Origin of the sequence: Variovorax sp. KBS0712 (assembly GCF_006323185.2) — a bacterium.
GTDB classification, from domain to species: Bacteria; Pseudomonadota; Gammaproteobacteria; order Burkholderiales; family Burkholderiaceae_C; genus Variovorax; species Variovorax boronicumulans.
The window spans coordinates 1,567,463-1,592,016 of the sequence record NZ_VCCD02000001.1; the positions used below are offsets into that span (position 1 = coordinate 1,567,463).

General features: G+C 69.9%; 21 protein-coding genes. 2 read left to right on the forward strand and 19 right to left on the reverse strand.

Translation table 11 applies throughout. The features are described 5' to 3' along the window. Positions 1–52 precede the first annotated feature (52 nt). Positions 53–1,066 (forward strand): DUF4105 domain-containing protein, encoded by a 1,014-nt coding sequence (locus FFI97_RS07155; RefSeq protein ID WP_139706005.1) that lies wholly within the window; start codon positions 53–55, stop codon positions 1,064–1,066. After that, positions 1,063–2,988: an esterase/lipase family protein gene (locus FFI97_RS07160; RefSeq protein ID WP_139706008.1), complete on the forward strand. Its 1,926-nt coding sequence runs from the start codon at positions 1,063–1,065 to the stop codon at positions 2,986–2,988. Before FFI97_RS07155 ends, FFI97_RS07160 begins: the two co-directional genes overlap by 4 nt. 20 nt (positions 2,989–3,008) lie before the next feature. Here FFI97_RS07160 and FFI97_RS07165 read toward each other — a convergent pair whose 3' ends face one another. The 19 genes from FFI97_RS07165 to FFI97_RS07255 form a co-directional block, all read right to left on the reverse strand. Beyond that, positions 3,009–3,776, reverse strand: coding sequence for an ABC transporter permease (locus tag FFI97_RS07165; protein WP_139706011.1), 768 nt, complete (start codon positions 3,774–3,776; stop codon positions 3,009–3,011). Then, the gene (locus FFI97_RS07170; RefSeq protein WP_139706013.1) at positions 3,776–5,035 is read right to left on the reverse strand and encodes an ABC transporter substrate-binding protein; all 1,260 of its coding nucleotides are present in this window, start codon (positions 5,033–5,035) and stop codon (positions 3,776–3,778) included. The genes FFI97_RS07165 and FFI97_RS07170 overlap by 1 nt, the downstream gene beginning before the upstream one ends. Positions 5,036–5,046: 11 nt before the next feature. Next, positions 5,047–5,886, reverse strand: a complete 840-nt coding sequence (locus FFI97_RS07175) for an ABC transporter ATP-binding protein (protein WP_139706015.1) — start codon at positions 5,884–5,886, stop codon at positions 5,047–5,049. Beyond that, positions 5,883–6,953, reverse strand: coding sequence for an acyl-CoA dehydrogenase family protein (locus FFI97_RS07180; protein WP_139706017.1), 1,071 nt, complete (start codon positions 6,951–6,953; stop codon positions 5,883–5,885). The genes FFI97_RS07175 and FFI97_RS07180 overlap by 4 nt, the downstream gene beginning before the upstream one ends. Continuing rightward, positions 6,943–7,527, reverse strand: a complete 585-nt coding sequence (locus FFI97_RS07185) for a carboxymuconolactone decarboxylase family protein (protein WP_139706019.1) — start codon at positions 7,525–7,527, stop codon at positions 6,943–6,945. The genes FFI97_RS07180 and FFI97_RS07185 overlap by 11 nt, the downstream gene beginning before the upstream one ends. A 101-nt stretch (positions 7,528–7,628) precedes the next feature. Then, entirely contained in the window at positions 7,629–8,636 is a 1,008-nt protein-coding gene (locus tag FFI97_RS07190) for an AraC family transcriptional regulator (protein WP_144004391.1), read from the reverse strand. A 139-nt stretch (positions 8,637–8,775) separates the two neighbouring features. Further along, entirely contained in the window at positions 8,776–10,533 is a 1,758-nt protein-coding gene (locus tag FFI97_RS07195) for a dipeptide ABC transporter ATP-binding protein (protein ID WP_144004392.1), read from the reverse strand. After that, positions 10,530–11,471, reverse strand: coding sequence for an ABC transporter permease (locus FFI97_RS07200; protein WP_139706254.1), 942 nt, complete (start codon positions 11,469–11,471; stop codon positions 10,530–10,532). The genes FFI97_RS07195 and FFI97_RS07200 overlap by 4 nt, the downstream gene beginning before the upstream one ends. A 22-nt stretch (positions 11,472–11,493) precedes the next feature. Next, on the reverse strand, positions 11,494–12,459 hold the full coding sequence (locus tag FFI97_RS07205; protein ID WP_070060589.1) for an ABC transporter permease: 966 nt from the start codon (positions 12,457–12,459) through the stop codon (positions 11,494–11,496). Positions 12,460–12,480: 21 nt separating this feature from the next. Continuing rightward, positions 12,481–14,070 (reverse strand): ABC transporter substrate-binding protein, encoded by a 1,590-nt coding sequence (locus tag FFI97_RS07210; RefSeq protein WP_139706252.1) that lies wholly within the window; start codon positions 14,068–14,070, stop codon positions 12,481–12,483. A gap of 165 nt (positions 14,071–14,235) precedes the next feature. Continuing rightward, entirely contained in the window at positions 14,236–15,447 is a 1,212-nt protein-coding gene (locus tag FFI97_RS07215) for a YeeE/YedE thiosulfate transporter family protein (RefSeq protein ID WP_139706250.1), read from the reverse strand. Between the two features lie 127 nt (positions 15,448–15,574). Next, the gene (locus tag FFI97_RS07220) at positions 15,575–16,525 is read right to left on the reverse strand and encodes a sulfurtransferase (RefSeq protein WP_062472823.1); all 951 of its coding nucleotides are present in this window, start codon (positions 16,523–16,525) and stop codon (positions 15,575–15,577) included. Positions 16,526–16,644: 119 nt separating this feature from the next. Beyond that, complete coding sequence (locus FFI97_RS07225; protein ID WP_144004393.1) at positions 16,645–17,688, reverse strand: LLM class flavin-dependent oxidoreductase; 1,044 nt, start codon at positions 17,686–17,688, stop codon at positions 16,645–16,647. A 19-nt stretch (positions 17,689–17,707) separates the two neighbouring features. Beyond that, positions 17,708–18,634: an ABC transporter substrate-binding protein gene (locus tag FFI97_RS07230; RefSeq protein WP_139706248.1), complete on the reverse strand. Its 927-nt coding sequence runs from the start codon at positions 18,632–18,634 to the stop codon at positions 17,708–17,710. 12 nt (positions 18,635–18,646) lie between these two features. Then, entirely contained in the window at positions 18,647–19,570 is a 924-nt protein-coding gene (locus FFI97_RS07235) for an ABC transporter substrate-binding protein (RefSeq protein WP_139706246.1), read from the reverse strand. Between the two features lie 37 nt (positions 19,571–19,607). Then, a complete protein-coding gene (locus FFI97_RS34290; protein WP_139706244.1) occupies positions 19,608–21,434 on the reverse strand; it encodes an amino acid ABC transporter permease/ATP-binding protein in 1,827 nt (608 codons plus the stop codon). Then, a complete protein-coding gene (locus FFI97_RS07245) occupies positions 21,431–21,967 on the reverse strand; it encodes a GNAT family N-acetyltransferase (protein ID WP_139706243.1) in 537 nt (178 codons plus the stop codon). Before FFI97_RS07245 ends, FFI97_RS34290 begins: the two co-directional genes overlap by 4 nt. Further along, positions 21,964–23,184 carry a M20 aminoacylase family protein gene (locus FFI97_RS07250; protein WP_144004394.1) on the reverse strand — a complete coding sequence of 407 codons (1,221 nt, stop codon included), beginning with the start codon at positions 23,182–23,184 and terminating at the stop codon, positions 21,964–21,966. Before FFI97_RS07250 ends, FFI97_RS07245 begins: the two co-directional genes overlap by 4 nt. Beyond that, a complete protein-coding gene (locus FFI97_RS07255) occupies positions 23,184–24,524 on the reverse strand; it encodes an LLM class flavin-dependent oxidoreductase (protein WP_139706980.1) in 1,341 nt (446 codons plus the stop codon). The genes FFI97_RS07250 and FFI97_RS07255 overlap by 1 nt, the downstream gene beginning before the upstream one ends. Between the last annotated feature and the right edge of the window lie 30 nt (positions 24,525–24,554).

Here is a 24,554-nt window from a genome sequence, read left to right on the forward strand (position 1 = left end):
CGGCGGCTGCAACTCGACGAGAATCGGCCGCCCTCCACCCGCGCGTTTCTTCATGTTCCGAATCCTTTTGCGTTCCCTCGGCCGCCTGCTGGTGAGCTTCGCCGTGTTGCTGTCGGCCGCCTGGGCCTGCGCGGCCCTCTGGTACCAGCTGCCCGCGACGCTGCCGGTCAAGGTCGGCGCGATGGTGCTGTGGGGCCTCTTCGGCCTGGCGGCGATCGTGCTGCTGTGGCGCGGCAAGGCCGGCCGCTCGCTGCTGGCCTACGCCATCGGCTTCGTCGTGCTGCTCGAGTGGTGGGGCACCATCGCGCCCTCGCAGCATCGCGAATGGGCCGACGACGTGGCCCGCTACCTGAGGCCGCGCGTCGAGGGCAGCGTGGTCACGATGGAGAACGTGCGCAATTTCGACTGGCGCAGCGACACCGACTACACCGTGCGCTGGGACACGCGCCGCTACGACCTGGACCGCCTGCGCTCGGTCGACGTGTCGCTGTCGTACTGGACCGGCCCGGCCATCGCCCACACGCTGGTGTCCTTCGGCTTCGACGATGGCCAGTTCGTCACTTTTTCCATCGAGATCCGCAAGGAGCGCGGCGAGAGCTTCTCGTCCGTGGGCGGCTTCTTCAAGCAGTTCGAGAACAGCCTCGTGGCCGCCGACGAGCACGACATCCTGCGCGTGCGCACCAACGTGCGCGGCGAAGACGTCTACATGTACCGCGTGCACCTGCCGCAGGCCGAGATGCGTTCGCTGTTCCTGGGCTACGTGGGCGAGGCCAATGCGCTGGCGCGCGCGCCGAGCTTCTACAACACGCTCACCGCCAACTGCACGACCATCGTCTACAGCCTCGCCAGGCACGTCGTGCCCGGCCTGCCGATGGACTACCGCCTGCTGGCCTCGGGCTACCTGCCCGAGTACCTGCACGACGTGGGCGGCCTGACGCCGGGGCTGAGCATGGAGGCGCTGCGCGCTGGCGGCCGCATCACCGACCGGGCCATCGCCACCGACCAGCAGCCCGGCGTGAACTTCTCGCAAGCCATCCGCCACGGCCTGCCGGGCGTGACGCCATGAGGCGCATCGGCTTCCTCCCCGCCCTGCTGCTGGCGCTGTCGCTGCTCACGGGCTGCGCGGGCGTCACGGTCGGCACCATCTCGCCGGCCGACTACCTGGCGCAGCGGCGCGGCGACGTGCTCACCACCGGCAAGCTCAGCAGTTCCGCACAAGAGGTGCTGCGTGTCATCGGCTCCGACGCCGACCAGTGCCGCAAGGACGGCCGCGCCTGCCGCCAGAACCTCGCCACCTCCGCCGGCCTGAGCGACGAGCAACGCATGTCGGCGCTGTCCGAGGTGTGGCTGCAGCTCGCGCTGGGGGGCGGCGATGGCGGCTCGGCCGCGCAGCCCATGGCGCCCGAGGCCATCGAGGCCTGGCTGGAAACCGCGCGCCACGCCTACGCCTACCTGTTCCACACGACGCGCAACCCGCGCGACCGCGCCTTCGAAGACCGCCAGACGCAGGTGCGCGACTACTACAACTACGCGGTGCAGCGCGCCATCACCGGCCTGTTCAGCCGCTACCGCAAGAGCGACATGCCGGTGGCCGCCATTCCGCAGGTGAGCGGCTGGCGCATCGACGCCGACCTGTCGGCGCTGCAGCTCGCACCCGACGCGCCCCCGCCCAAAGAGCTGATTCCCGCCGCCTCGCTGACCTTCTCGGGCCTGCGCAACATCTACCGCCGCGACGGCTTCGGCGCCGAGCTGGTCGCCGCGGGCGACGACCGCCCGACCGCGGTGCAGGCCGACGAAGACGCCCCGCCCTTCAGCGAGACGCCCTTCCCCGCCCTCACCGCGCTGCTGCAGTTCGACGGCGCCACGCTGCAAGACGTGCTGGCCACGCGCACGCTGCGCATCGCCGTGTTCGACCCCTACCGCACCAGCACGATCCGTTTGGCCGGCGAAGAGATTCCGCTGGCCGCCAACTTCACCTCGGGCTACGGCCTGTGGCTGGCCCGCTCCGACTTCGCGCTGCAGGCGCTGCGCAGCCTGTTCGGCGGCGCCGAGGGCCTGACCCGGCCGCACATCTACCTGATGCAGCCCTACGACCCGAAGCGCCGCACCATCGTCATGCTGCACGGCCTGGCCAGCAGCCCCGAGGCCTGGATCAACGTGGCGAACGAAGTGCTCGGCGACGAGACGCTGCGCCGCCGCTACCAGATCTGGCAGGTGTACTACCCGACCAACGCGCCGCTGCCGCTGAACAACCTGGCCATCCGCGAAGCCATCACGCAGACCTTGGCGCACTTCGATCCGCAGGGCCGCGCCGAGGCCTCGCGCAACGTCACGCTCATCGGCCACAGCATGGGCGGCGTGCTGTCGCGCCTCTTGGTGTCGTCGTCGGGCGACGTGCTGTGGGACGCGCTGCGCGAGGGCTACCCCATGCCGGCCGCGCAGCGCCGCCGCATCGAGGAAGGGCTGGGCCCCTACCTGCGCTTCGAGCCGCTGCCCCAGGTCAGCGACGCCATCTTCATCGCCTCCCCGCACCGCGGCACCTCGTTCGCCAACAAGCGCATCTCGCGCTGGGTGGCCAACCTCATCACGCTGCCGGTGGCCATGCTGGGCCAGCTCAACGACATCTCGCGCGAGCTGATGCGCGTGGCGCCCAGTTCGCAGGACATGGGCCCGCTGCGCATTCCCAACAGCATCGACAACCTCAGCGACCGCGATGCGTTCGTGCGCCTGTCGTCGGGGCTGCCGCTGAGCCCGAAGGTGCGCTACCACTCGATCATCGGCAACGACACGCCCGGCCTGCCGCTGGCCGAGTCGAGCGACGGCATCGTGCCCTACACCAGCGCGCACCTCGACGGCGCGGTGTCGGAGCTGGTGATTCCGTCGGCGCACAGCGTGCAGGAGCACCCGCTCGCGATCCTGGAGATCCGGCGCATCCTGCGGGAGCAATTGGGGCTGCCGGCGGCAGCACCTGCAGCCGTGAAACCCTGAGCGCGTGCCGCGTGGGGCACTCAGGCGTGGGTCCACCGCGCATGCAGCCATCGCGCAAAAGCATCCAGCAGATAGCCCAGCGCCCCGATCAGCAGGATCACGGCCATGAGCTCTGAGTACGCGAGCCGGTCGCGCGTGTCGAGCACGAAATAGCCCAGCCCGGCCGAGACGCCCAGCATTTCGGCTGGCACGAGCACGATCCAGACGATGCCGATGGCCAGCCGAACGCCCGTGAGGATCTGCGCGGTGATGCCCGGCAAGATCACGCGCAGCACCGTCTCGCGCCGCGTGGCCGACAGCCCGCGCGCGAGCATCAGCCAGTGCGGATCGATCTGCGCCACGCCCGCGGCGGTGTTGAGCAAGATGGGCCACACGGCGGCGAACGCGAGCAAGAAGTACACGGGCAGATCGCCCACGCCGAGCACCATGACGGCAATGGGCATCCACGACAGCGGCGAGATCATCCGCAGGAACTGGAACACCGGCGTACTGGCCTGTGCAAAGCCGCGCGACAGGCCCGTGAGCACGCCCAGCGGCACGCCGAACACGATGGCCAGAAGCAAACCAATGGCCACGCGCTGAAGGCTCAACAGCGCGTGGTGCCAGATGTCGGCTCCCACGAGCAGATGGCCCAGCGCCACCAGCGAGGGGCCGGTCGCGAAGGCGGCGGCAATGGGGGTGCGTTGCGTCAGCAGCAGGCTTCCCGCCCACCATGCCAACAGCACCACCCCCAGGCCCGCAAGAGGCAACAGCCAACGGCGCCAGCGCCCCCCAAAGCGGACGTTCATCAAACCGAGATCGTTTCGCGACGCGTGTAGTCCGCCGCCACGCCAAACACCTGCGGCCCGCCCACACTTTGGATGGCCTTGCGTACGAACCGGTCGTCGACCAGATCGCGTGCCACGAACTTCGGATCGAGCGCACGCAGGAACGCGTTGTCGCCCTCCACCTTCGTGCCCTGCACCGCGCGTACCAGCTGCTCGGTGTACGAGGCAAAGGGGTACGGCTGGAAATCGATGCGGCGCTGGCTCCAGCCCTTGTGGCGCACCACGCCGCTGGCTTCGTAGCTTGCGTAGTCGGTGGAGGCGAGCACCTTCGCCAGTGTCTGTGGCGGGTGCGGCGTGTAGCGGCGCTCACCGGCGTTGGAGAGCAGGCGGGCCGCGTCGAGGCGGTTGTCGCGCGTCCAGAGCTGGGCCTTGACGATGGCGGTTGTCACGCGCTGTGCCCATTCGGGCTTTTCGGCGATATCGCGTTCGGCCAGGAACGTCACGCAGCAGGCGTGGTCCTTCCAGACGTCGCCCGAAAAGCGCAGCACCTTGCCGACGCCGGCGATTTCTGCCGCCGCATTGAAGGGCTCGGCCACGATGAAGCCGGCAATCGACTTGCCCGCCAGCGCCGACACCATCTCGGCCGGCGCCAGCACCACGAGGTTGACTTCCTTCGGCCCGATGGCGCCGCTGGCCGCGCGCGTGACCGCCGTGAGGCCTTCGGCGCGAAGCATGTCCTGCAGCAGTACGTTGTGGATCGAATACCAGAACGGCACGGCCACGGTCTTGCCGCCAAGGTCGGCGAGCTTGTGGATCTCGGGCAGCACCGTCAGCGCCGAGCCGTTGATGTGGTTCCAGGCCGCGATCTTCGCGGGGAATTTGGAGCCGTAGCGCACCCACAGCGTGGCAGGCGTGAGCAGATGGATCACGTTGACCTGCCCGGCCACGAAGGCCTCGACGATCTGTGCCCACGAGCGGAACATGCGCGGCGTTTCCGCGCGCAGGCCTTCCTTGTCGAACAGGCCGCGCGCATGCGCGATCAGCAGCGGCGTGGCGTCGGTGATGGGCAGGTAGCCGATCTTCACGGGCTGGTCGTCGCCCTTGAAACCTTGGGCCATGGCATCGCCCGCCGAGAGGAATGGCGCGGCCACGGCGGCGCCGGCCAGTGCGGACAGGCGCAGCATGTCGCGCCGCGTCAGGCCACAGTCGCAGGCCGACGATGCGCAGACATGCGGAATCTTGCGAAGGGATGGCTCGCAGGCGAATGGAGAGTCGGTCATTCGAAAGGCTTTCAGGAAGAAGAAACGGCAGCGGCTACAGCAAGACCGCCGCCGGGCGCATGCGCCGCATGCAGCGCCGCGAGGATGTCCAACCGCAACGCGGTGAAGGCCGCCGCGTCGGCGGTGCGCGGGCGGCCGATGTCGACGCGCCATTCGCGCACGATGCGGCCCGGCTTGTCGCCCATCAGCAGGATGCGGTCGCCGACCAGGATGGCTTCGTCGATGTCGTGCGTGACCAGCAACGCGGCGGTCTGCCAGCGGTGCACCAGCTCGACCAGCAGGTCCTGCATCTGCGCGCGCGTGATGGCGTCGAGCGCGGAAAAAGGCTCGTCGGCCAGCAGCAGCACGGGCTCGCGGGCCAGTGCACGGGCCAGCGCCACGCGCTGCGCCATGCCGCCCGACAGCTGCGAGGGAAAGAGCCCGCCCTGCCCGCCCAGGCCGACGGCGGCCAGTGCTTCGTTCACGCGTTGTTCGCGCCGCGCACGCTCCAGCCTGAGCTGCCGAACGAAGTCCAGGCCAAAGCCGACGTTGCGCGCGGCATCGAGCCACGGCAGCAGACCGGGCTGCTGGAACACCAGCGCCGCGCGCGGGTGCGGCGCGGTCAGCGCTTCGCCGAGGAAGCGGATCTCTCCCCTGGCATGGCTCGCATGAGACGGTTCCAGATGCGCCAGCGTGCGCAGCAAGGTCGACTTGCCGCACCCGCTGCCACCGAGCAGGCAGACGATCTCGCGCGGCGCCACCTCCAGCGACACGCCCTCGAACACCGGCACGGCCTTGGCGTAGCCGAAGGCGAGATCGCGCGCCTGGAGCACCGGCTGGCGCGCGACGGCGTGTGGGTCTTGCGGGTTCACGTTGTGCGGGCCGCCGCGCGCTTGGCCAGCTCGCCCTGCAGTTGCGTGACGCTCGGCGTCACGATGGGAATGAAGGCCGCTTCGCGCCAACGGCGGGCCAACGTCAGCGGCTGGTCGCGGTGGTAGCCACGGCCGCCACTGGCCTGCAGTTCGAGCTGCGCGGCGTTCTGTACCACTTCGGCCAGCGAGAGCCGCGCACGGAACAGCGCCTCGGGCTGGGTCTTGAACCGGCCGTCCGCGAGGCCTTCGTACAGCGCATCGACGGTGGCGGCCAATGCCGCGCGCTGTGCGGCAATCGGCGCTTCAAGCACCGAACGGCCGGCACCGCCGCGTTCAGTTGCGGTGTCGAGCGCGGCGCGTGCCAGGCCGATCGACAGGCCGCATTGCAGCCCCAGGAAATCCGGCCGCACGGCGGGAAGAAAGCGATTGGCTTCTTCATGGATCAGGTCGGCCGTCTCCAGCCGCGCGCCCTCGATGCGCAGCGACGCCGTGTTGCTGCCGCGCAGCGCGATCAGGTCGAGATCGGCGCTGCGTCGCACGCCCTCTTGCCCCGCCGTGAGCACCGCCACCAGCGGCACGCCGCCTTCGGCGCGCTGCACCGCGACCGCGGCCACGAAGCCTTGCGGGCGCAGGTTGGTGCACCACGGCACGGCCCCATCGAGCCGCCAGCCGTTGTTGTCCGGCGTGGCGGTGATCTGCAGCGCCTCGATGCCGCCGAGGTACTTCATCGCGTTCGACAAGCCGGTGGCCCCGGCCTGCGAACCGTCGAGCAAGGCAGCAAGCCAGCGCTCACGCAGCGCCGCGTTGGGCGACTGCAGCAGGTATTCGATGAAGGCGCGTTGCCCCCAGAAGGTGAAGGCGGCCGCCAGCGAATGGCCGGCCACGGCCGCAATGGCCTCGACGGCGTCGCGCACGTCACCGCCCTGTCCGCCCAGCGCCTTCGGTACGCCGAGCCCGAAGAGCCCGGCGTGCGCCAGGCGCGGCACCACCTCGTGCGCGAGCGCGTTGTCGGCGTCGAGCGCCTCGGCGTTGTCGTCGAGCCAGCGCCGGTCGGCCTCAACCAGCATGGGCGGGCGCTCCATCACGTTGCAGGTTTTCAGGCAGGTACGGTTGCAGCTGCGGGTTGACCGGGCTGCCGGCCAGGCTGTTCGCGAAGTTGCACAGCGTGGCAAGGCTCACGCCCAGCACGACCTCCAATGCCTGGCGCTCGGAAAAGCCCGCGTCCCGGAAAGCGGCCAGGGCTTCGTCCGACACCTTGCCGCGCGTGGCGATCACGGCGTCGGTGAAGGCGCGCACGGCATCGAGCCGGCCTTCACCGCTCGCCTCGCCGCGCTGCAGCTTGCCCACGGCCTCGGCCGGCAGCTTGGCCTGCTTCAGCGCGGCGGCGGTGTGCCCGGCCACGCAGAAGTCGCAGCCGTGGATGCGCGCGGCCGTGATCTGCAGCGTCTCGCGCTCGGCCAGCGTGAGCTCGCCGCGGGCGGTGGCCTGGGCCATGCCCAGGTAAGTTTCGAGCGCCTGCGGCGAGTTGGCGAGGATGCCGATCAGGTTCGGCAAGAAGCCGTTGTTGGCAATGGCGCGTTGCACCAGCGGGCGGCTGGCTTCGGGGGCGGTGGCTTCGGTGTGAAGGGTGAGGCGTGTCATGGCTGAGGGCAATCGCTTTTGCTTTGCGCTTGCTGCTGATGAGGTGATGCGTCGATTCTTCAGGCGCCGCTGCCGCACATCAATGACCGGAGGTCTCTGATCTATGCCGGTTCGTCCCCGTGCGGTGCGACGGGGCCCGACGGGGCGCCGCTGCGCGCGCGTTGCCAGGCGCCGGGCTGCTCGCCCATCACGCGCTTGAAGGCGCGCGAGAACGCGGCATAAGACGCGTAGCCCACCGCTTCGGCCGCCTGCGAAATCGAGTCGCCCTGCGCCATGCGCCGCGCCGCCAGCTGCATGCGCAACAGCAGCAGGAATTGCAAGGGCGACTGGTCGCAAGCTTCGCCGAACTGGCGAAAGAATGCGGTGCGCGACAGGTTCACCCGACGCGCCATCTCGGCCACGCTCCAGTCGCGCGCGGGCGATTGCAGGATGTCGGCCAGCAGCGGCGCAAAGCCGCGCTTGCGCAGCAGCGTCCACAGGCCCTGTGCATGCACTTCGCTGTGCGCCACGTGCCGAAGGCCATAGAAGAACAGCAGGCCCGCGAGCCGGTCCATCGCCACCGAGGGCTCGGCGCCCACGCGCAAGGCCTCGCTGCGCATCAGGTCGAACAGCGTGCCCGCCGAGGCCATGGCCAGGTCGCCCGCGCGCAGCACCAGGCAATCGGGAAAGGCGCTGGCGATCACGTCGCGAAACGGCCCGTCGAAGGAAAAAGAAGCCACAGGCCAGGCCGGTTTCGCCGAGGCGGCGCTGCCCGACAAGGGTTGCATCTGCCGCGGCGCACAGTCGATGCCGGGGTCGGCATAGGGCGAGAGAAAGTGCGGCACGTCGCGCATCAGGAACACGCCATCGCGCGGCGACAGCTGTACCGACGCGCGCCCCGGCATGTGCAGCCAGCAGCGCCCCTCGAGGATCAGGTGAAAGCTGGCCCGCGCACGCCCCGCCGTCGAGGCGCGCCAGCGACCGCAGTACTGGCCGACATGAAACAGCGTGGCGTTCCATTCGAGGCTGCCCAGCAGCCAGTCGACCACGCGGTCGACCTGTGCGTCCGCGCCGGCATCGGCGGTATCGACGGAAGGAACGCAGGCATCGAACTGTCGTACGAAAGACATAGGGGCCCGAGTGTGGCCGAGCACCCGGGCGGAACCAAAGAACGAATCGGCGTGAGCTTATGCCTGGGCGATGATGGCACCGGGCCAGCAACGGCGGGGGGCGTATGGCAAGCGCTCATCCCACGACGACCTCGAAGCCTCAGACGCGTATCGCCTCAGGCGCCTGCGCGCCGCGCATGTCCGGCACCGCCGCCATCAAGGCCCGCGTGTAGGCGTGCTTCGGCGCGTCGAGCACCTCGCTCGCGCTGCCCTGCTCCACCAACCGCCCGCGCTGCATCACGCCCACGTCGTCGCACATGTGGCGGATCACCGCGAGGTTGTGGCTGATCAGCAGGTAGGTCAGGCCGAACTCGTCCTGCAGGTCGCGCATGAGGTTCAGCACCTGGGCCTGCACCGAGACGTCGAGCGACGAGGTCGGTTCGTCGCAGACGATGAACTCGGGCTGGCTGGCCAGCGCCCGTGCGATGGCGATGCGCTGGCGCTGGCCGCCGGAGAACTGGTGCGGGTAACGCCGCCCGTCGTCGGGCGACATGCGCACGCGGCGCAGCGCCTGGGCGACGCGCTCGGCGGTTTCGTCGGCGCTGGCGGCCAGGCCCAGCACCTCCACCGGCTCGGCGATGAGCCGGTCCACGCGCCAGCGCGGGTTGAGGCTGGCATGCGGGTCCTGGAAGATCATCTGGAAGCGCCGCCGCAGCGCGGCCGTCTGCGCGGCGTCGCCCCAGCGGTCGATGCCGTCGAAATGCACGCTGCCGGCCGTGGGCCGCGTGAGGCCGGCGATCATGCGCGCCACGGTCGACTTGCCCGAGCCCGACTCGCCGACCAGCCCGAAGGTGCGGCCGCGCGCGATGTCGAAGCTCACGCCGTCGACCGCGTGCAGCACTTTCTTCGGCTGGCGTGCGAGCGTGCGGACGAGCCAGCCGGCCGAAAGATCGAATTCGCGCGACAGGCCCTGCACGCGGATCAGCGGCGCGCTGTCGGCCGGCGCCGCCACGGTCTCGATCTGCGCAGGCGGCAGCGCGGCAGCCACCGCGATGTCCGCGCCGATCTCCGGCACCGGCAGCCGATGCAGCCTGTCGTGCACCGAAGGAATGGCGGCCATCAGCGCGCGCGTGTACGGCTCGCGCGGGTGGTCGAGCACCTGGCGCACCGGGCCGGTCTCGAGCACGCGACCCTGGTACATCACCATCACGCGGTCGGCCGCCTCGGCGATCACGCCCATGTCGTGCGTGATGAGCATCGCGGCCGTGCCGCGCTCGCGGCAGACGCGCCGGAACACGCGGATCACCTGCGCCTGCACCGACACGTCGAGCGCGGTGGTGGGCTCGTCGGCAATCAGCAGCTGCGGCTCGGCGCACAGCGCGAGCGCAATCGCCACGCGCTGGCGCATGCCGCCCGAGAACTGGTGCGGGTACTGGTCGATGCGGCTTTCGGGGTCGGGAATCTCCACATCGGCCAGCAGCGCCAGCGCGCGCCGGCGCGCCTCCTGCTCGCTCACGGGCAGGTGCGTGCGGATGGTTTCGATGAGGTGCCGGCCGATCGGGTAGACCGGGTTCAGGCTGGTCAGCGGGTCCTGGAACACGCTGCCGATGCGGCGCCCGCGCACGCGGCGCATGTCTTCGCCGCGCAGCGTGTCGATGCGCTCGCCGTGCAGCTCGACCGTGCCGCCCGCGATGCGCCCCGGCGGCGGCACCAGGCCGATGACGGCCGCGCCGACCATCGACTTGCCCGCGCCCGACTCGCCGACCACGCCCAGGATTTCGCCCGGCGCGATCTCGAACGAGACGCCATCGAGCACCTGCACCGTGCCCCGGTGCGTGTCGAAGGCCACGTCCAGCCCGCGCACCCGCAGCACGGGCGTTTCGCCGCGGGGCGATGGCGAGGGGCCGCGCGCGCTCATTGCAGCCTCGGGTTCAAGGCGTCGCGCAGCCAGTCGCCCGCCAGGTTGACCGCCAGCGCCAGCGCCAGCAGCACCAGCGCGGGAAACAGCAGGATCCACCACTCGCCCGAGAACAGAAAGCCCTGCCCGATGCGGATCAGCGTACCGAGCGACGGCTGCGTTGGCGGCAGGCCCACGCCCAGGTACGACAGCGTCGACTCCGCCACGATGGCCAGCGCGAAGCTGATGGTGGCAATCACCAGCACCGGCGCCAGCAGGTTCGGCAGGATGTGCCGCACCAGGATGCCGGTGCGCGAGCGGCCGATGATCTGCGCGGCGGCCACGTAGTCCTTGTGCTTCTCGAGCATGACGGCGCCGCGCACCGTGCGCGCGTACTGCACCCATTCCGACAGCCCGATGGCCGCCACGATCACGTACACCGCCATGTCGTCGCGGTAGCCCTCGGGCAGCAGGCCGCGCGCAATGCCGAAGATCAAGAGCGCCACCAGCAGCACCGGAAAGGTCAGCTGCACGTCGGCCACGCGCATCACCAGCGTGTCGAACCAGCCGCCCGCATAGCCGGCCGCCAGCCCGAGCGGAACGCCAATGGCCAGCGACAGCCCGACCGCGCTCACGCCCACCAGCAGCGACATGCGCAGCCCGTAGAGGATGGCCGAGAACACGTCGCGCCCCTGGTCGTCGGCGCCCAATGGGTAGAACGCGCCCGACGCGCCCTGCTGCCCCGGCGGCGTGAAGGCGTCGATCAGGTCAAGCACGGCTGGGTCGAAGGGGTCTTGCCGCGCGATCCACGGCGCGAACAGCGAGGCCAGCGCGACCAGCAACAGCACGAAGGCCGCCAGTTGCACGGTACGCGAGCGTGCAAACGCGCGCAGCACGGGCGACTCGGCGTTGCGCCAGCGGCGCGGCGCGGGCGCGCCGGTCGGGGAAGGAAGCGTCATTCGGTAAAAAAGCAAGAAGAAGTCAGGCGCGTCGCAGGCGCGGATCGACCAGCACGTACAGCAGGTCGACGATGAAATTGATCGCCACGTACAGCAGCGCAATCAGCAGCAGGTAGGCCGCCACCACCGGCACGTCCACCCCCTGGATCGAGGTGATGAACAGCAGGCCCACGCCGGGCCACTGGAAAACCGTCTCGGTGACGATGGCAAAGGCCACCAGCGAGCCGATCTGCAGCCCGGTGATGGTGATGACCGGGATCAGCGTGTTGCGCAGCGCATGGCCGTAGTTCAGGTCGCGCTCGCGCAGCCCGCGCGCACGGCCGAAGCGGATGTAGTCGGCGCGCAGCACCTCCAGCATCTCGGCGCGCACCAGCCGCATGATCAGCGTCAGCTTGTACAGGCCCAGCGTCAGCGCGGGCATCAGCAGCGAGGCCCAGCCCGAGGCCGTGAGCAGCCCGGTGCTCCAGCCGCCCAGCTGCACCGTGTCGCCGCGCCCGAACGACGGCAGCCAGCGCAGCTCGACCGCGAACAGGTAGATGAGCCCGATGCCGATCAGGAAGGTGGGCAGCGACACGCCGACCAGCGACACCGCCATGACCGCGCGGCTGGCCACGCTGTCGCGCCGGATCGCGGTGTACACGCCCAGCGCCACGCCGCCCGCCACCGCCAGCACGGCCGCCACCAGCGCCAGTTCGAGCGTGGCCGGCAGCCGCTCGGCGATGAGCTCGACCACCGGCCGCTTCAGCCGGTACGACACGCCCAGGTCACCCTGCAGCGCGTGGCCCACGTAGCGCAGGTACTGCACCGGCACCGGGCGGTCGAAGCCCAGTTCGGCCGTCAGCGCGGCGCGTTCTTCCAGCGTGGCGTCTTCGCCGAGCAGGCTGATGGTCGGATCGCCGATGTGGCGGAACACCAGGAAGGACACGAACGACACCGCCAGCAGCACCAGCACGGACTGGCCGAGCCGGCGCAAGAGATGAACCCACATGGTGTGCGTGCGTGTGTGTGCTTAGGGGTTCGCTACCTTCACGTTCTTGAAGAACACGCTGCCGTCGGGGCTGACCGGAATGTCCAGCTTCGGGGTCGAGGCGAAATTGAGCACCTGGTCGTGCAGCGCGATGTAGATGCGTTCCTTCTGCACCGTCTGCCAGATGCTTTTGATGGTGGCGTCGCGTTTCGCCTTGTCGCTCTCGGCCGCGAGCGATGCGATCTGCGCGTCGACCTCGGCGTTGCTGTAGCCGGTGGCGTTGGTCGGGCCGCGGCCGTCCTTGCCGCGCGTGTGCACCAGGTAGTCGAAGATGTAGGCCGAGTCGTAGGTCGGCACGCCCCAGCCGAACAGGTAAAAGTCGGTGTCGGCCGAGTTGATGGCGGTGCTGTGCAGCGCAATCGGGCGCGCCGCCACCGTGGTCTTGATGCCGATGCGCCCGAGGAAGCCCGACACCGCCGTGCTGATGGCCTCGTCGTTCACGTAGCGGTCGTTCGGGGTGTGCAGCGTGATCGCAAAGCCGTTCGGGTAGCCGGCCTCGGCCAGCAGCTTCTTCGCCTGCGCCGCGTTGGCCTTCGGGTAGGCCGCGAAGCCCTTCTCGTAGCCGTGCACGAACGGCGGCGCGATGATGCCCGAGGGGTTCGACAGGCCGCGCATCACCGCCGCCTTGATCGCATCGCGGTCGATGGCCAGGCCGATGGCCTCGCGCACCTTCGGGTCGGCCAGCGGGTTTTTGCCCTTCACGTCGGCGTACTTGAGCTCCTTTGCGCCCACGTTCAGGCCCAGGAAGATCGAGCGGTTCTCGGGCCCTTCGGTCACGCGCAGGCGCTTGTCGGCCTTGAGGCGGCCCACGTCCTGCGCCGGCAGGTCCTGCACGAAATCGACCTCGCCCGACAGCAGCGCGGCCACGCGCGTGGCGGGCGACTTGATCGGCACGTAGACCAGCTCGGTCACATCCAGCGGAAACTGGCCGCGGCCCCAGTACTGCGGAAACTGCTTGAGCACCGTGCGCGCATCGACCTCGCGCGAGGCCAGCACGTAGGGGCCGGTGCCGTTCTCGTTGCGGGTGGCGAAGTTCTCGGTCTTGCTGGCCACGTCCTGCGACTGCTCGGCCTTGTTCGCCTTGGCCCAGGCTTCGTTGAGGATGAAGAGGTTCGTGAGGTTGTTCGGGAAGATCAGGTTCGGGCCCTTGGTCCTGACCTGCACCGTGAGTGCATCGACCTTCTTCACCTCGGCCACCGACGACAGCAGCGACTTGAGCGCCGAGCTCGGCGCCTGCGCGCGCTGCAGCGAGAACACCACGTCGTCGGCCGTGAGCAGCGCGCCGTCATGGAACTTGACGCCGGGGCGCAGCTTGAACTCCCACACCGTCGGGTCGGCCGTGAGCTTCCACGAGGTGGCGAGCGCGGGCTGCAGCTTGCTGTCGGCGCCGCGCAGGATCAGTGGCTCGTAGATCTGGTGCAGCAGGCCGAAGTTGGTGCCGGTGTTGACCGCATGCGGGTCGAGCGTGGCGGGGTCGGCGCTGCGCGCCCAGCGCACGGTTTCGGCGGCGGCAACAGGCGCCTGCAGCAGGCCGGCGGCCAGCAGGGCCGCGGTCAGGAGTGGTCGGAGCATGGAATCCCTCGGGTGTTCTTTGGAAGAGAAGACAGGCGGACGACCGCGCGGGGCGGCGCCGTCCTGTGCCTGTGCGTGAGGGACTGTGCCCTGCCCCGCGCCGTCCCGAAAGAAGGACTCCGCATATGGAAATGCGGTGCCTGCCGCGTGACGATGAACCGGGCGCTACGCCCTCGTCGCCAGCCGCTTCAATCGCAATCCACCCCACACCGCCAGCAGCACGCTCGCGCCGAACACCCAACCCGACAGCGCACCGGCCATGGTGCCGGAGAGCAGGTTGCCGACCGTGCAGCCCAGCCCGGTCATCGCGCCCCACCCCAGCAACACGCCGCCGCCAAGTCCGCGCACGACCTGGCCCGCCGTCGGCCATGCGGGCTTGAACTGCCCGCTCGCGAGCGCCGCAGCCAGCGCGCCGGCCACGAGGCCGCCGACCAGCAGTGCGTTGGGCGTCTGCCAGAGGCTTTCGACGACCGCCGTCACGCAGCCGCCGAAGCCGTCGAGCCCGTCCAGGCGCTGCGGCAGCAAGCCGTGCGCGTTGCCGAGGTCGCGCGCGGCGCTGCCGAGCGCGGCCGTCACGCCCAGCGGGCGCAGCCGCAGCACCACGATCACAGCGATCGCGCCGACTGCGAGGCCGCCCCACGCATACGGCCAGCGCCCGTGCAGCAGGCGGCGCGCGGCGTCGATGAAGCGGCGCGGCGTGGGCGACGCACCCTCACCTGCTGGCAGTTTCCGCCAGAGCCAGGCAGCGAGCGCCGCAAGCACCGCCAGCTGCAGCGCGGCCGAACCTGCATAGCCCAGGTGATGCGGCAGCCACACCACGGGCGCGATGGCGATGGTGGCGCTGTAGAGCCAGTTCCAGCTGCTGAACCCCAACAGGAATCCCGCGCCCGCACCAAGCAGCGCGAACGGCGCGGTCGGCGAGCCTTCGCCCAACCGGTACCAGTGCGCGCTGATGCACGAACCCGACACCACCATGCCCGCGCCGAACGCCAGCCCCGCAAGCACCAGCGCGCCGCTGACCGGCCCGATGTGCGCATCGGGCGGCAATCGCCCCGGCTGCGGCACGGGCAGCCAGCCCGTCATGACGACGTGCATGCCCACGGTGCCGACCGCGAGCGCGGCCACGATGGCCAGCAGGCCGCGTGCGTCGCCGCCCTCGAAGTAGTCGCGCGCATGGCAATAGAAGCAGAAGCGCGAGCGCTGCAGCACCACGCCGAGCACCGCGCCCAGCCCGAGCGCGAAGGCCAGCGCACGGCCGCCGCTGCGCTCGCCCAGCAGATGCACGCCGGCGGCGATCAGCAGCAACACCACGACCGCAGCGGCCAGGCCCGTGCGAGAAAGCGGCGCAGGCGCCACATGGATTGACGAAGCGGACATGCCCCGGTCCCTCTTTCTTGGGTCCAAAAAAAAGCGAGCCCGAGGGCTCGCCCAATGTCGCTCATCAGAGAGGCCGCGAGGTCCCTCCAACGCCGACTCACCTCGAACTCATCTCACCTCAACTCAATCATTTCGACGCCCACACCGTGCCGGCCGGGTTGTTCACCGGCACGCCGACGGCGTTGCCGTACTCGGTCCACGAGCCGTCGTAGTTGCGCACGTTCTTGTAGCCCAGGATCTTGTGCAGCGCGAACCAGGTGTGGCTCGAGCGCTCGCCGATGCGGCAGTAGGTGATGGCCGGCTTGCTGCCGTCGATGCCGACGGCCGCGTAGATCGCCTTCAACTCGGCGGCCGACTTGAAGGTGCCGTCTTCGTTCACCGCGCGGCCCCAGGGCACGTTGGCCGCGCCGGGCACGTGGCCCGCGCGCACCGCCAGTTCGGCGGCGCCGGCCGGCGCGAAGATCTTGCCGCTGTATTCGTCGGCCGAGCGGATGTCGACCAGCTTCGCATCGGAGCGGCCCTCGGCCACGGCCAGCACGTCGGCCAGCCGCGCGCGCAGCTGCGGGTTGGGCTGCGTCACCTTGAAGCGCGTGGCGACGTGCTCGGGCGCGCGGTTGTCGAGCACGCGGTTCTCGGCCTCCCACTTCTTGCGCCCGCCGTCGAGCAGCTTCACGTTCTGCACGCCGTACTGGTCGAACACCCAGGCGCCCCAGGCGGCGAACCAGTTGTTGGTGTCGCCGTAGAGGATCACGGTGGTGTCCTTGTCGACGCCGGCCGCCGACAGCAGCTTCTCGAATTCCGCCTGGCTCACGATGTCGCGGCGCACGCGGTCGTTGAGGTCGTTGTGCCACGAGAAGTTCACCGCGCCCGGAATGTGGCCGCGCTCGTACAGGCCCGGGTTCACGCTGACCTCGATCACGCGCAGCTTCGGGTTGCGCAGGTTCTTCTCGAGCCAGTCGGTGGAGACCAGCGGGCCGCTGCCGTCGGCCGAGGCCTGCGCGAAGGCCGACGGTGCGGTGGCCAGGAAGGTCAGCGTGGCGAGGGACGCGGCGCGCCACCATCTGCTGAAGATCGACATGCGGGACTCCTTGTGTTGAATGGAAGACATCAGAAACAGATCAGAGCGAACTCTAGGCAGACCACCCGCGATCACCAACGAAGCGTTTGCGATAAGCGCATGCGCAAAGCGTCTGAGGCTCAGGCGAGTGCGAGCGCTTCGTGTGGCAGCTCGGCACGCACGCGCCAGCCCAGTTCGGGCGCGATGCGCACCGCCAGGTCGTCCAGGATCTGCTCGTAGGCCTCGCTGTCGAAGTTGTAGGGCAGCTCCACGCGCAGCTCGCTCACCAGCGGCAGCACGGGGTCGCGGTGCAGGCGCTCGAGGATCTCGTCGGCACTGCCCACGAGGTCGCCGGCGAACAGCGTGCGGCGTTCGCCCTGCGGCGACAGCGTGCGTTCGACGCGGCCCGCGGCGAACGCGCGGTAGCGGCGCCGCGTGGCGGCATCGGCGCCGTCGAGCGGCACGATCACGCGGCCCAGCGCGATCCGCCCGCGTCGCGCGCCCGGCACTTCGCTGGCGCGGTAGCGTTCGACGAGGCCGGTCTGCGCCTCGAGGAAGTCGTCGGTGGTCTCGCCCGTGAGCACGTTGCCCAGCAGCAGATGAAAGCCGTTGCGCCCCGCCCATTCGGCCGAGCGCAGCGACCCGCCGCCGTACCAGAGCCGCCCCACCAGGCCGGGCGCATAGGGCTGCACGCGCGGACGCACGCGCCCGCCGGCCGACTCGACCACCGTGTCTTCGTCGCCCAGCAGCACGTCTTCGAGGTTGGCGCGCAGCCGCGCGACGCGCTTGTGCGTGAAGTCGACCGTGGCCGGCGGTGCGTCCTGGAAGCGACCGCCCAGCAAGGCGCCGTGCGGCGGCGCGCCCGCGCTCAGGCCCACCTGCAGGCGGCCGCGCGAGAGCACGTCGACCGTGGCCAGGTCTTCGGCCAGGCGAAACGGGTTCTCGTAGCCCATCTGGATCACGGCCGCGCCGAGTTCGATGCGGCGCGTGCGCTGCGTGGCGGCGGCCAGGAAGGTCGGCGCCGAGGACACGGCGCGCTCCAGGTGGCGCTGGCGCACCCAGGCGCTGTCGAAGCCGCGCCGCTCGCCGAATTCAAAGAGCCGCAGCGCGGCCTCGAGGCCCGCGTGCGGGTCGGCTTCGTCGTAGTTGCCGGGCGTGAGGAAACCGATGTGGTGGATGGTCATGGTCGTGGGGTTCGCAGGGTCAGAACTTCGGCAACCCCGGCGGGTTGACCTCCGATTTCGGCAGCGCCTCTTCCGCGAGGCGCCAGCGCGCGAGCGCCTTGGCGTAGGTGCCGTTGCGGATCAGGCCATTGGCCGCGGTGGTGAGCGCCACGGCGAGGCCGCTGCCCTTGCGCGTGGCCACGGCCACGTCCGACTTCAGCGGCCAGCCCGCATTGACCGTGCCGGCCAGCCGCAGCTGCCCGTTTTTCGCGGCCTCGTAGGCCTGTGGTGCGTTGGGGTTGAAGTTGGCATCGACGCGCTTCGTCGTCACCGCCAGCCAGCGCGTCACATCGTCGTCGTAGTACTGGATCGACACCGGCTTCAGGCCCGCGGCCACGTTCTGCCGGTCCCATTCGAGCAGGATGCGTTCCTGGTTGGTGCCGGCGCCGGTGGTGAGCTTCAGGCCCGCCACGTCCTTCGGCTCCTTGATCGACTGGATCGCGCTGTCGGTGCGCACATAGAAGCCGTGCAGCCCGAGCCGGTAGGTCGAGAAGTCGAACTTCTCCTTGCGCTGCTCGGTCACGCCCACGTTGGAGATCACGGCGTCGTACTTGCCCGAGCTCAGGCCCAGCGGCCAGTCGGCCCAGGCGACGGGCCGCAGCTCCAGCTTCAGGCCCAGCGCCTCGGCGATGAGGTGGGCAAAGTCGGGGTCGAAGCCCACCACCGTCTTCGCGTCGGTGGCATAGGTGGAGATCGGCGGCGCGAACGGCGCGATGGCAATGGTCAGCACGCCCTCCTTCACGAACTTGAAGCTCGGCGGAATGGCGTTGACGGCCTCGGCGTCCTTGCCGGTGTGCAGGCGGCCCTTCTGCTCGGGGCTGAAGTCGAAGGCATCGGCGGCGTGCGCCGGCGCGAACGCCATCAGCCCGAGGGCGGCCAGCGCCCCCAGTTTTTTCTTGAGCGACATGGTCCCCTCCCCTCAGTTCTTCGGCAGGCCGGGCGGGTTGGTGCGCGCCACCTCGATGGCCTCGGACGCCAGGTTCCAGCGCGACAGCGCCTTGCCGTAGTTGCCGTTCCTGATCTGCGTGTTCAGCGCGAGCGTCACGGCCTCGGCAATGCCCGATCCCTTGCGCGAGGTGACGGCGATCTCGGCGTTGAGCGGCCAGCCGCCCGACACCAGGCCCGCGAGCCGGGTCTTGCCGTCGCGCGCCTCGTAGGCAGCGATGGCATTGGGGCCCACGTACGCGTCGGCGCGGCCCGACTGGATGGCCAGGCGCTGCACCACATCGTCGTCGTAGTACTGGATCTCGATGGGCTTGAGGCCGGCGGCGAGGTTCTGCTTGTTCCAGCGCAGCAGGATCTGCTCCTGGTTCGTGCTGGCCGTCACGATGAGCTTCAGGCCCGCGATGTCCTTCGGTTCCTTGATGGGCCCGAGCTTGCTGTCCGACTTCACGTAGATGCCCAGCTGGTCGTTGCGGTAGGTCGAGAAGTCGAACTTCTCCTTGCGCTCCTCGGTCACGGTCACGTTGGACACCACCACGTCGAACTTGCCCGACTGCAGGCCCAGCGGCCAGTCGGCCCAGGCGGTGGACACCAGCTCCAGCTTGCGCCCCAGGCTGTCGGCCACGAGCTGCGCGATGTCGGGCGCGTTGCCGACGGGCGTCTTGGTGTCGGTGGCGTAGGCCGCGAACGGCAGTCGGCCGGTGGTGGTGCCGACGACGAGCACGCCTTCCTTGAGAAACTTGAAGTCCTTCGCGAGCCGTACGGCCTCGTCGATCTTCTGCGCGCGCGGGCGGCCCGGCTGCTCGGGGCTCAGGTCGGGCGCCGGGGCGGTCTGGGCCGTGGCGGCGATCGGCAGCAAGGCCGCCAGGAGAACGGACAGGAGAAGGCGTCGATGGGTCATGAAAAGCTGTCGGTTGGAAAAGAGAAAGAGAAAAAACTCAGAGCACCTTGGCCAAAAACTCGGCCGTGCGCGGATGCCTCGGCGCGTTGAACACCTGTTCGGGCGTGCCGGTTTCGAGGATGCGGCCCTGCTCCATGAAGACCACGGTGTCGGCCACCTCGCGGGCGAAGCCGATCTCGTGCGTCACGATGACCAGCGTGGTGCCGGAGCTCGCGAGCTCTTCGATCACCGCGAGCACCTCGCCCACCAGCTCGGGGTCGAGCGCCGAGGTGGGCTCGTCGAACAGCAGCACCTTGGGCTTGAGCGCCAGCGCCCGCGCGATCGCCACGCGCTGCTGCTGGCCGCCCGAGAGTTGGCGCGGGTAGGCGTCCTTGCGGTCGGCCAGGCCGACGCGGGCCAGCAGGTCGGTGGCCAGCGCCTCGGCCTCGGCGCGCGGCAGGCCGCGCACCGACTGCGGCGCCTCGACGATGTTCTCCAGCACCGTGAGGTGCGGGAACAGGTTGAAGTTCTGGAACACCATGCCCACGTCGACGCGGCGCGTGAGGATGTCTTTCTCGTGCAGCTCGTACAGCGTGTCGGCGTCGCGCCGGTAGCCGATGAGTTCGCCGTCGATGGCAATGAAGCCGTCGTCCACGCGCTCCAGGTGATTGATGGTGCGCAGCAGCGTCGACTTGCCCGAACCCGAGGGGCCGAGGATCACGGTGACGCTGCCGCGCGGCGCGGTGAAGGTCACGTCGTCGAGCACCTGCAGCGCGCCGAAACGCTTGGACACGCCGTGGATCGTCACCTCGCCGCCGGGGGCGCGCGAGCCGTTCCAGCGCGGCACCTGCGCGGGCGCCGGCACCGGTGCCGACACGGGCACCACGGCCGGCGCCCTGCCCCGCGCCCACAGCCCGTGCACCACGCCGCCCAGCCACGAGCGCGGCGCATGGCGCAGCGCCCCGCGCGAGAAATACCGCTCGATGTAATGCTGCACCACCGACAGCACGGTGAGGATCACGAGGTACCACACGGTCGCCACCATGAGCAGCGGAATCACTTCCAGGTTGCGCCGGTAGATGATCTGGATCGTGTAGAACAGCTCGGGCAGCGCCAGGATGTAGAGGTTCGAGGTGCCCTTGGCCAGCCCGATGATGTCGTTGAAGGCCGTGGGCAGGATGCTGCGCATGGCCTGCGGCAGCACGATGCGCGAAGCCTGGCGCCGGCGCGAAAGGCCCAGCGCGGCGGCGGCCTCGAGCTGCCCCTGGTCCACCGACAGGATGCCTCCGCGCACGATCTCCGAGGCAAAGGCCGCCTGGTTCAGCGTGAGGCCCAGCAACGCCGCCACGAAGGGGCTGATGAGCTGCGTGGTCGGGTACGAGAAGAATGTGAGGTCGGTGAACGGCACGCCCAGCGACACGGTCTCGTACAGGTAGCCCAGGTTGTTGATGATCAAGAGCAGCACGATCACCGGCACCGAGCGAAAGAGCCAGGTGAACACCCAGGCCAGCCGCGCCAGCAGCGGCGAGCGCGACACCCGTGCCAGCGCCAGCCCCGTGCCGAAGAAGAAGCCCAGCACCGCGCCCAGCGCCGTGAGCAGCAGCGTGCGGCCCAGCCCGGCCAGCACCGGCTCCGAGAAGAACCACTGCGCGAACACCGGCCAGCCCCAGCGCGGGTTGGTGAGCACCGAATGCAGCACGAGGCCGATCACCGCCACCGCGAAGACCGTGCCGACGGTGCGCGCCGGGTAGGTCGCGGGCACGATGCGAAAGTGCGAGTAGTCGCCCTTGGCGGGCGGTGCCGCGTCGCTGCGGCCGATTGGTCGTGCGGGTGCTGTGGGGGTACGAGGCTCCGGACCGGCGTCGAGCACGGTGGTCGTGTTCATCGCGACACCGCCCCGCTCAGCGCCGCACCCACGCGGCCTTGCGTGGCCCATTGCGCCAGGTGCTTCTCGAACGGCAGCTTGCGCGGCGTCTCGGGGTCGGCGTCGTCGGTGAAGAGCGCCGTGTAGCCGTGGCTGCGGTACAGGCCCACGGCCTCGGGCTGGCGAAAGCCGGTCGTGAGGTAGATGCGCTCGTAGCCCTGGCGCAGCACCTGCGCCTCCAGCTCGGCCAGCACGCGGCTGGCCAGGCCCTGGCGGCGCAGCGCGCCGTGCGTCCACACGCGCTTGAGTTCGGCGGTGCGCTCGTCGTGGCGCATGAAGGCGCCGCCGCCGATCGCCACGCCGTCGCGCAGCAGCAGCACGAAGTTGCCGTGCGGCGGCGCGAACACCTCGGGCGCGTAGCGGTCGATCTCGCGCGGCGCGCCGGGCTCGCGCAGCACGTCGCCGTAGCGGCTGTCGTACTCGAAGGTAAGCCCCTCGATCAACGGCCGGGCCAGCGGGTCCAGCGGCGTGGTGTAGACAAACTGTTCGCTCATGGGGTGGTTTCCTGGGTGTCGCCGTCGGCGGAAAGAAAGCGCTCGGCCAGCCGGGCCCAGTACACGGCCGCGGGCGCGAGGATCGCGTCGTTGAAGTCGTAGCGCGGGCTGTGCAGCGAGGCGCTTTCGCCGTTGCCGAAGAACACGTAGCTGCCGGGGCGCGCCTGCAGCATGTAGGCGAAGTCTTCGCTGGCGGTGCGCGGGCGGAAGGCCGGGTCGACCCGCTGCGCGCCGAAGGTGTCCAGCGCCACGGCGCGTGCGAAGGCGGTTTCTTCCACGTGGTTGACCACCGGCGGAAAGCCCGGCCGGTAGTCGACCTCGGCCTGCGCGCCGAAGCTCTCGGCCTGCGCCAGCGCCAAGGCGGGAATGCGCTGCGCCAGCAGCGCGCGCACCTCGGGCTTGAACGAGCGGGCCGTGAGCTTGAGCTCGACCGTGTTCGGAATCACGTTGGAGGCCTCGCCGCCGTGGATGGAGCCGACCGTGACCACGCCCATGTCCAGCGGATCGACGTTGCGCGCCACCACCGTTTGCAGCGCCGCGATCAGGTGCGCGCTCGCGACCACGGGGTCGACCGTCTCGTGCGGCTGCGCGCCGTGGCCGCCCTTGCCGCGCACCGTGATGTGGGCCTGGTCGATGGCCGCCATCGCGGGCCCGGTGACGCAGCCCACGTGCCCTGCCCCCACGCCGGGCCAGTTGTGCAGGCCGAAGACGGCGTCGCACGGGAAGCGCGTGAACAGGCCTTCGTCGATCATCTTCTTGGCGCCCGCGCCCAGTTCTACGGCGGGCTGGAAGATCAGGTGCAACGTGCCGCGAAAGGCCCCCGCCTCGGCCAGGAAGCGCGCCGCCGCGAGCAGGATCGCCGTGTGGCCGTCGTGGCCGCAGGCGTGCATCACGCCCGCGTTCTCGCTGGCGTACGGCAGGCCCGTGGCTTCCTGGATCGGCAGCGCGTCCATGTCGGCGCGGATGCCGAGGCTGCGCCCCGGCCCGCGCCGCAGCGTGCCCACCACGCCGGTGCCGGCGAGGCCCGTCGTGACCTCGTAGCCCCAGGCCGCGAGCCGCTCGGCCACGAGGGCCGAGGTGCGGTGCTCCTTGAACGACAGCTCAGGGTGCTGGTGGATGTCGCGCCGCAGCGCAATGAACTCGTCGCCGTAGCCCGCAATGGTGGATTCGACGCGGTGGATGTCCTTGAGGGCCGGTCGTGGCAGCGCGGCGCCCATCAGGCGGCCTTGCGCTCGGCGGTGGCGCCGCCCTGCGGCGCGGCATGGCGGCTCGCCTTGCGCGGCAGGCCCAGGTGGTCACGCAGCGTCTGGCCGGGCAGCGTGCGCTGGTAGCGGCCGCGCGCCTCCAGCGCCGGAATCACGAACTCGATGAAGTCGTCCAGGCCCTGCCCCAGCACCGGGAAGCCGAGGATGAAACCGTCGGCCGCGCCCTCGTCCACCCAGCGGATGATCTCGTCGGCGATGCGCTCGCCCGTGCCCACGAACTGCGTGCGCGGCGTGGCCACTTCGAGCGCCACCTCGCGCAGCGTCTGGCCGTTGGCCTTGGCATTCGCCTTGATGCGGTCGGTGGTCGAGCGGAAGCTGTTGCGGCCGATCTCGCCCAGCTCGGGGAACGGCGCATCGAGCGGGTACTGGCTGAAGTCGTGGTGGTCGAAGAAGCGGCCCAGGTAGGCCAGCGCCTCTTCGACCGTCAGCAGTGCGCGGATGGCGAGGTACTTGGCGTCGGCCTCGGCTTCTGTGGCCGCCACCACCGGGCCGATGCCCGGGAAGATCTTCACGTCGCCGGCCTGCCTCCCCTGCGCCACGGCGCTGGCCTTCACCTGCTTGAGGAAGGCGCGCGTGTCTTCGAGCGAGGGCGAATGGGTGAACACCGCGTCGGCGTACTTGCCCGCCAGGCCGATGCCCGCGTCCGACGAGCCGGCCTGGAAGATCACCGGCTGCCCCTGCGGCGAGCGCTGGATGTTCAGCGGCCCCGCCACCTGGAAGAAGCGGCCCTTGTGGTCCAGCGTGTGCAGCTTGTCGCGGTCGAAGAAGCGGCCGCTTTCGCGGTCGCGCACGAAGGCGTCGTCGTCCCAGCTGTCCCACAGGCCCTGCGTCACGGCCAGGTACTCGTCGGCGATCTCGTAGCGCAGCGCGTGCTCGGGGTGCGCGCGGCTGTAGTTCTTCGCGCTGCCTTCGAGCGGCGTGGTCACCACGTTCCAGCCCGCGCGCCCGCCGCTGATGAGGTCGAGCGAGGCGAACTGCCGCGCCACCGTGAACGGGTCGCTGTACGAACTGGAGATGGTGCCCGCCAGGCCGATCTTCGTGGTGACGGCGGCCAGCGCCGACAGGATCGAGATCGGCTCGAAGCGGTTGAGGAAGTGCGGGATCGACTTCTCGTTGATGTAGAGCCCGTCGGCCACGAACGCGAAGGCGATGCCCGCGGCCTCGGCCTTCTGCGCGCTGCGGATGAAGAAGTCGAGGTTGACGCTGGCATCGGCCGGGCCGCCCGGGTGCTTCCAGGCATTCATGTGGCTGCCGGCCCCTTGCAGCATGACGCCGAACTGGATGTTGCTCATGACGATCGTTCTTGTGGTGGGAAAAGAAAA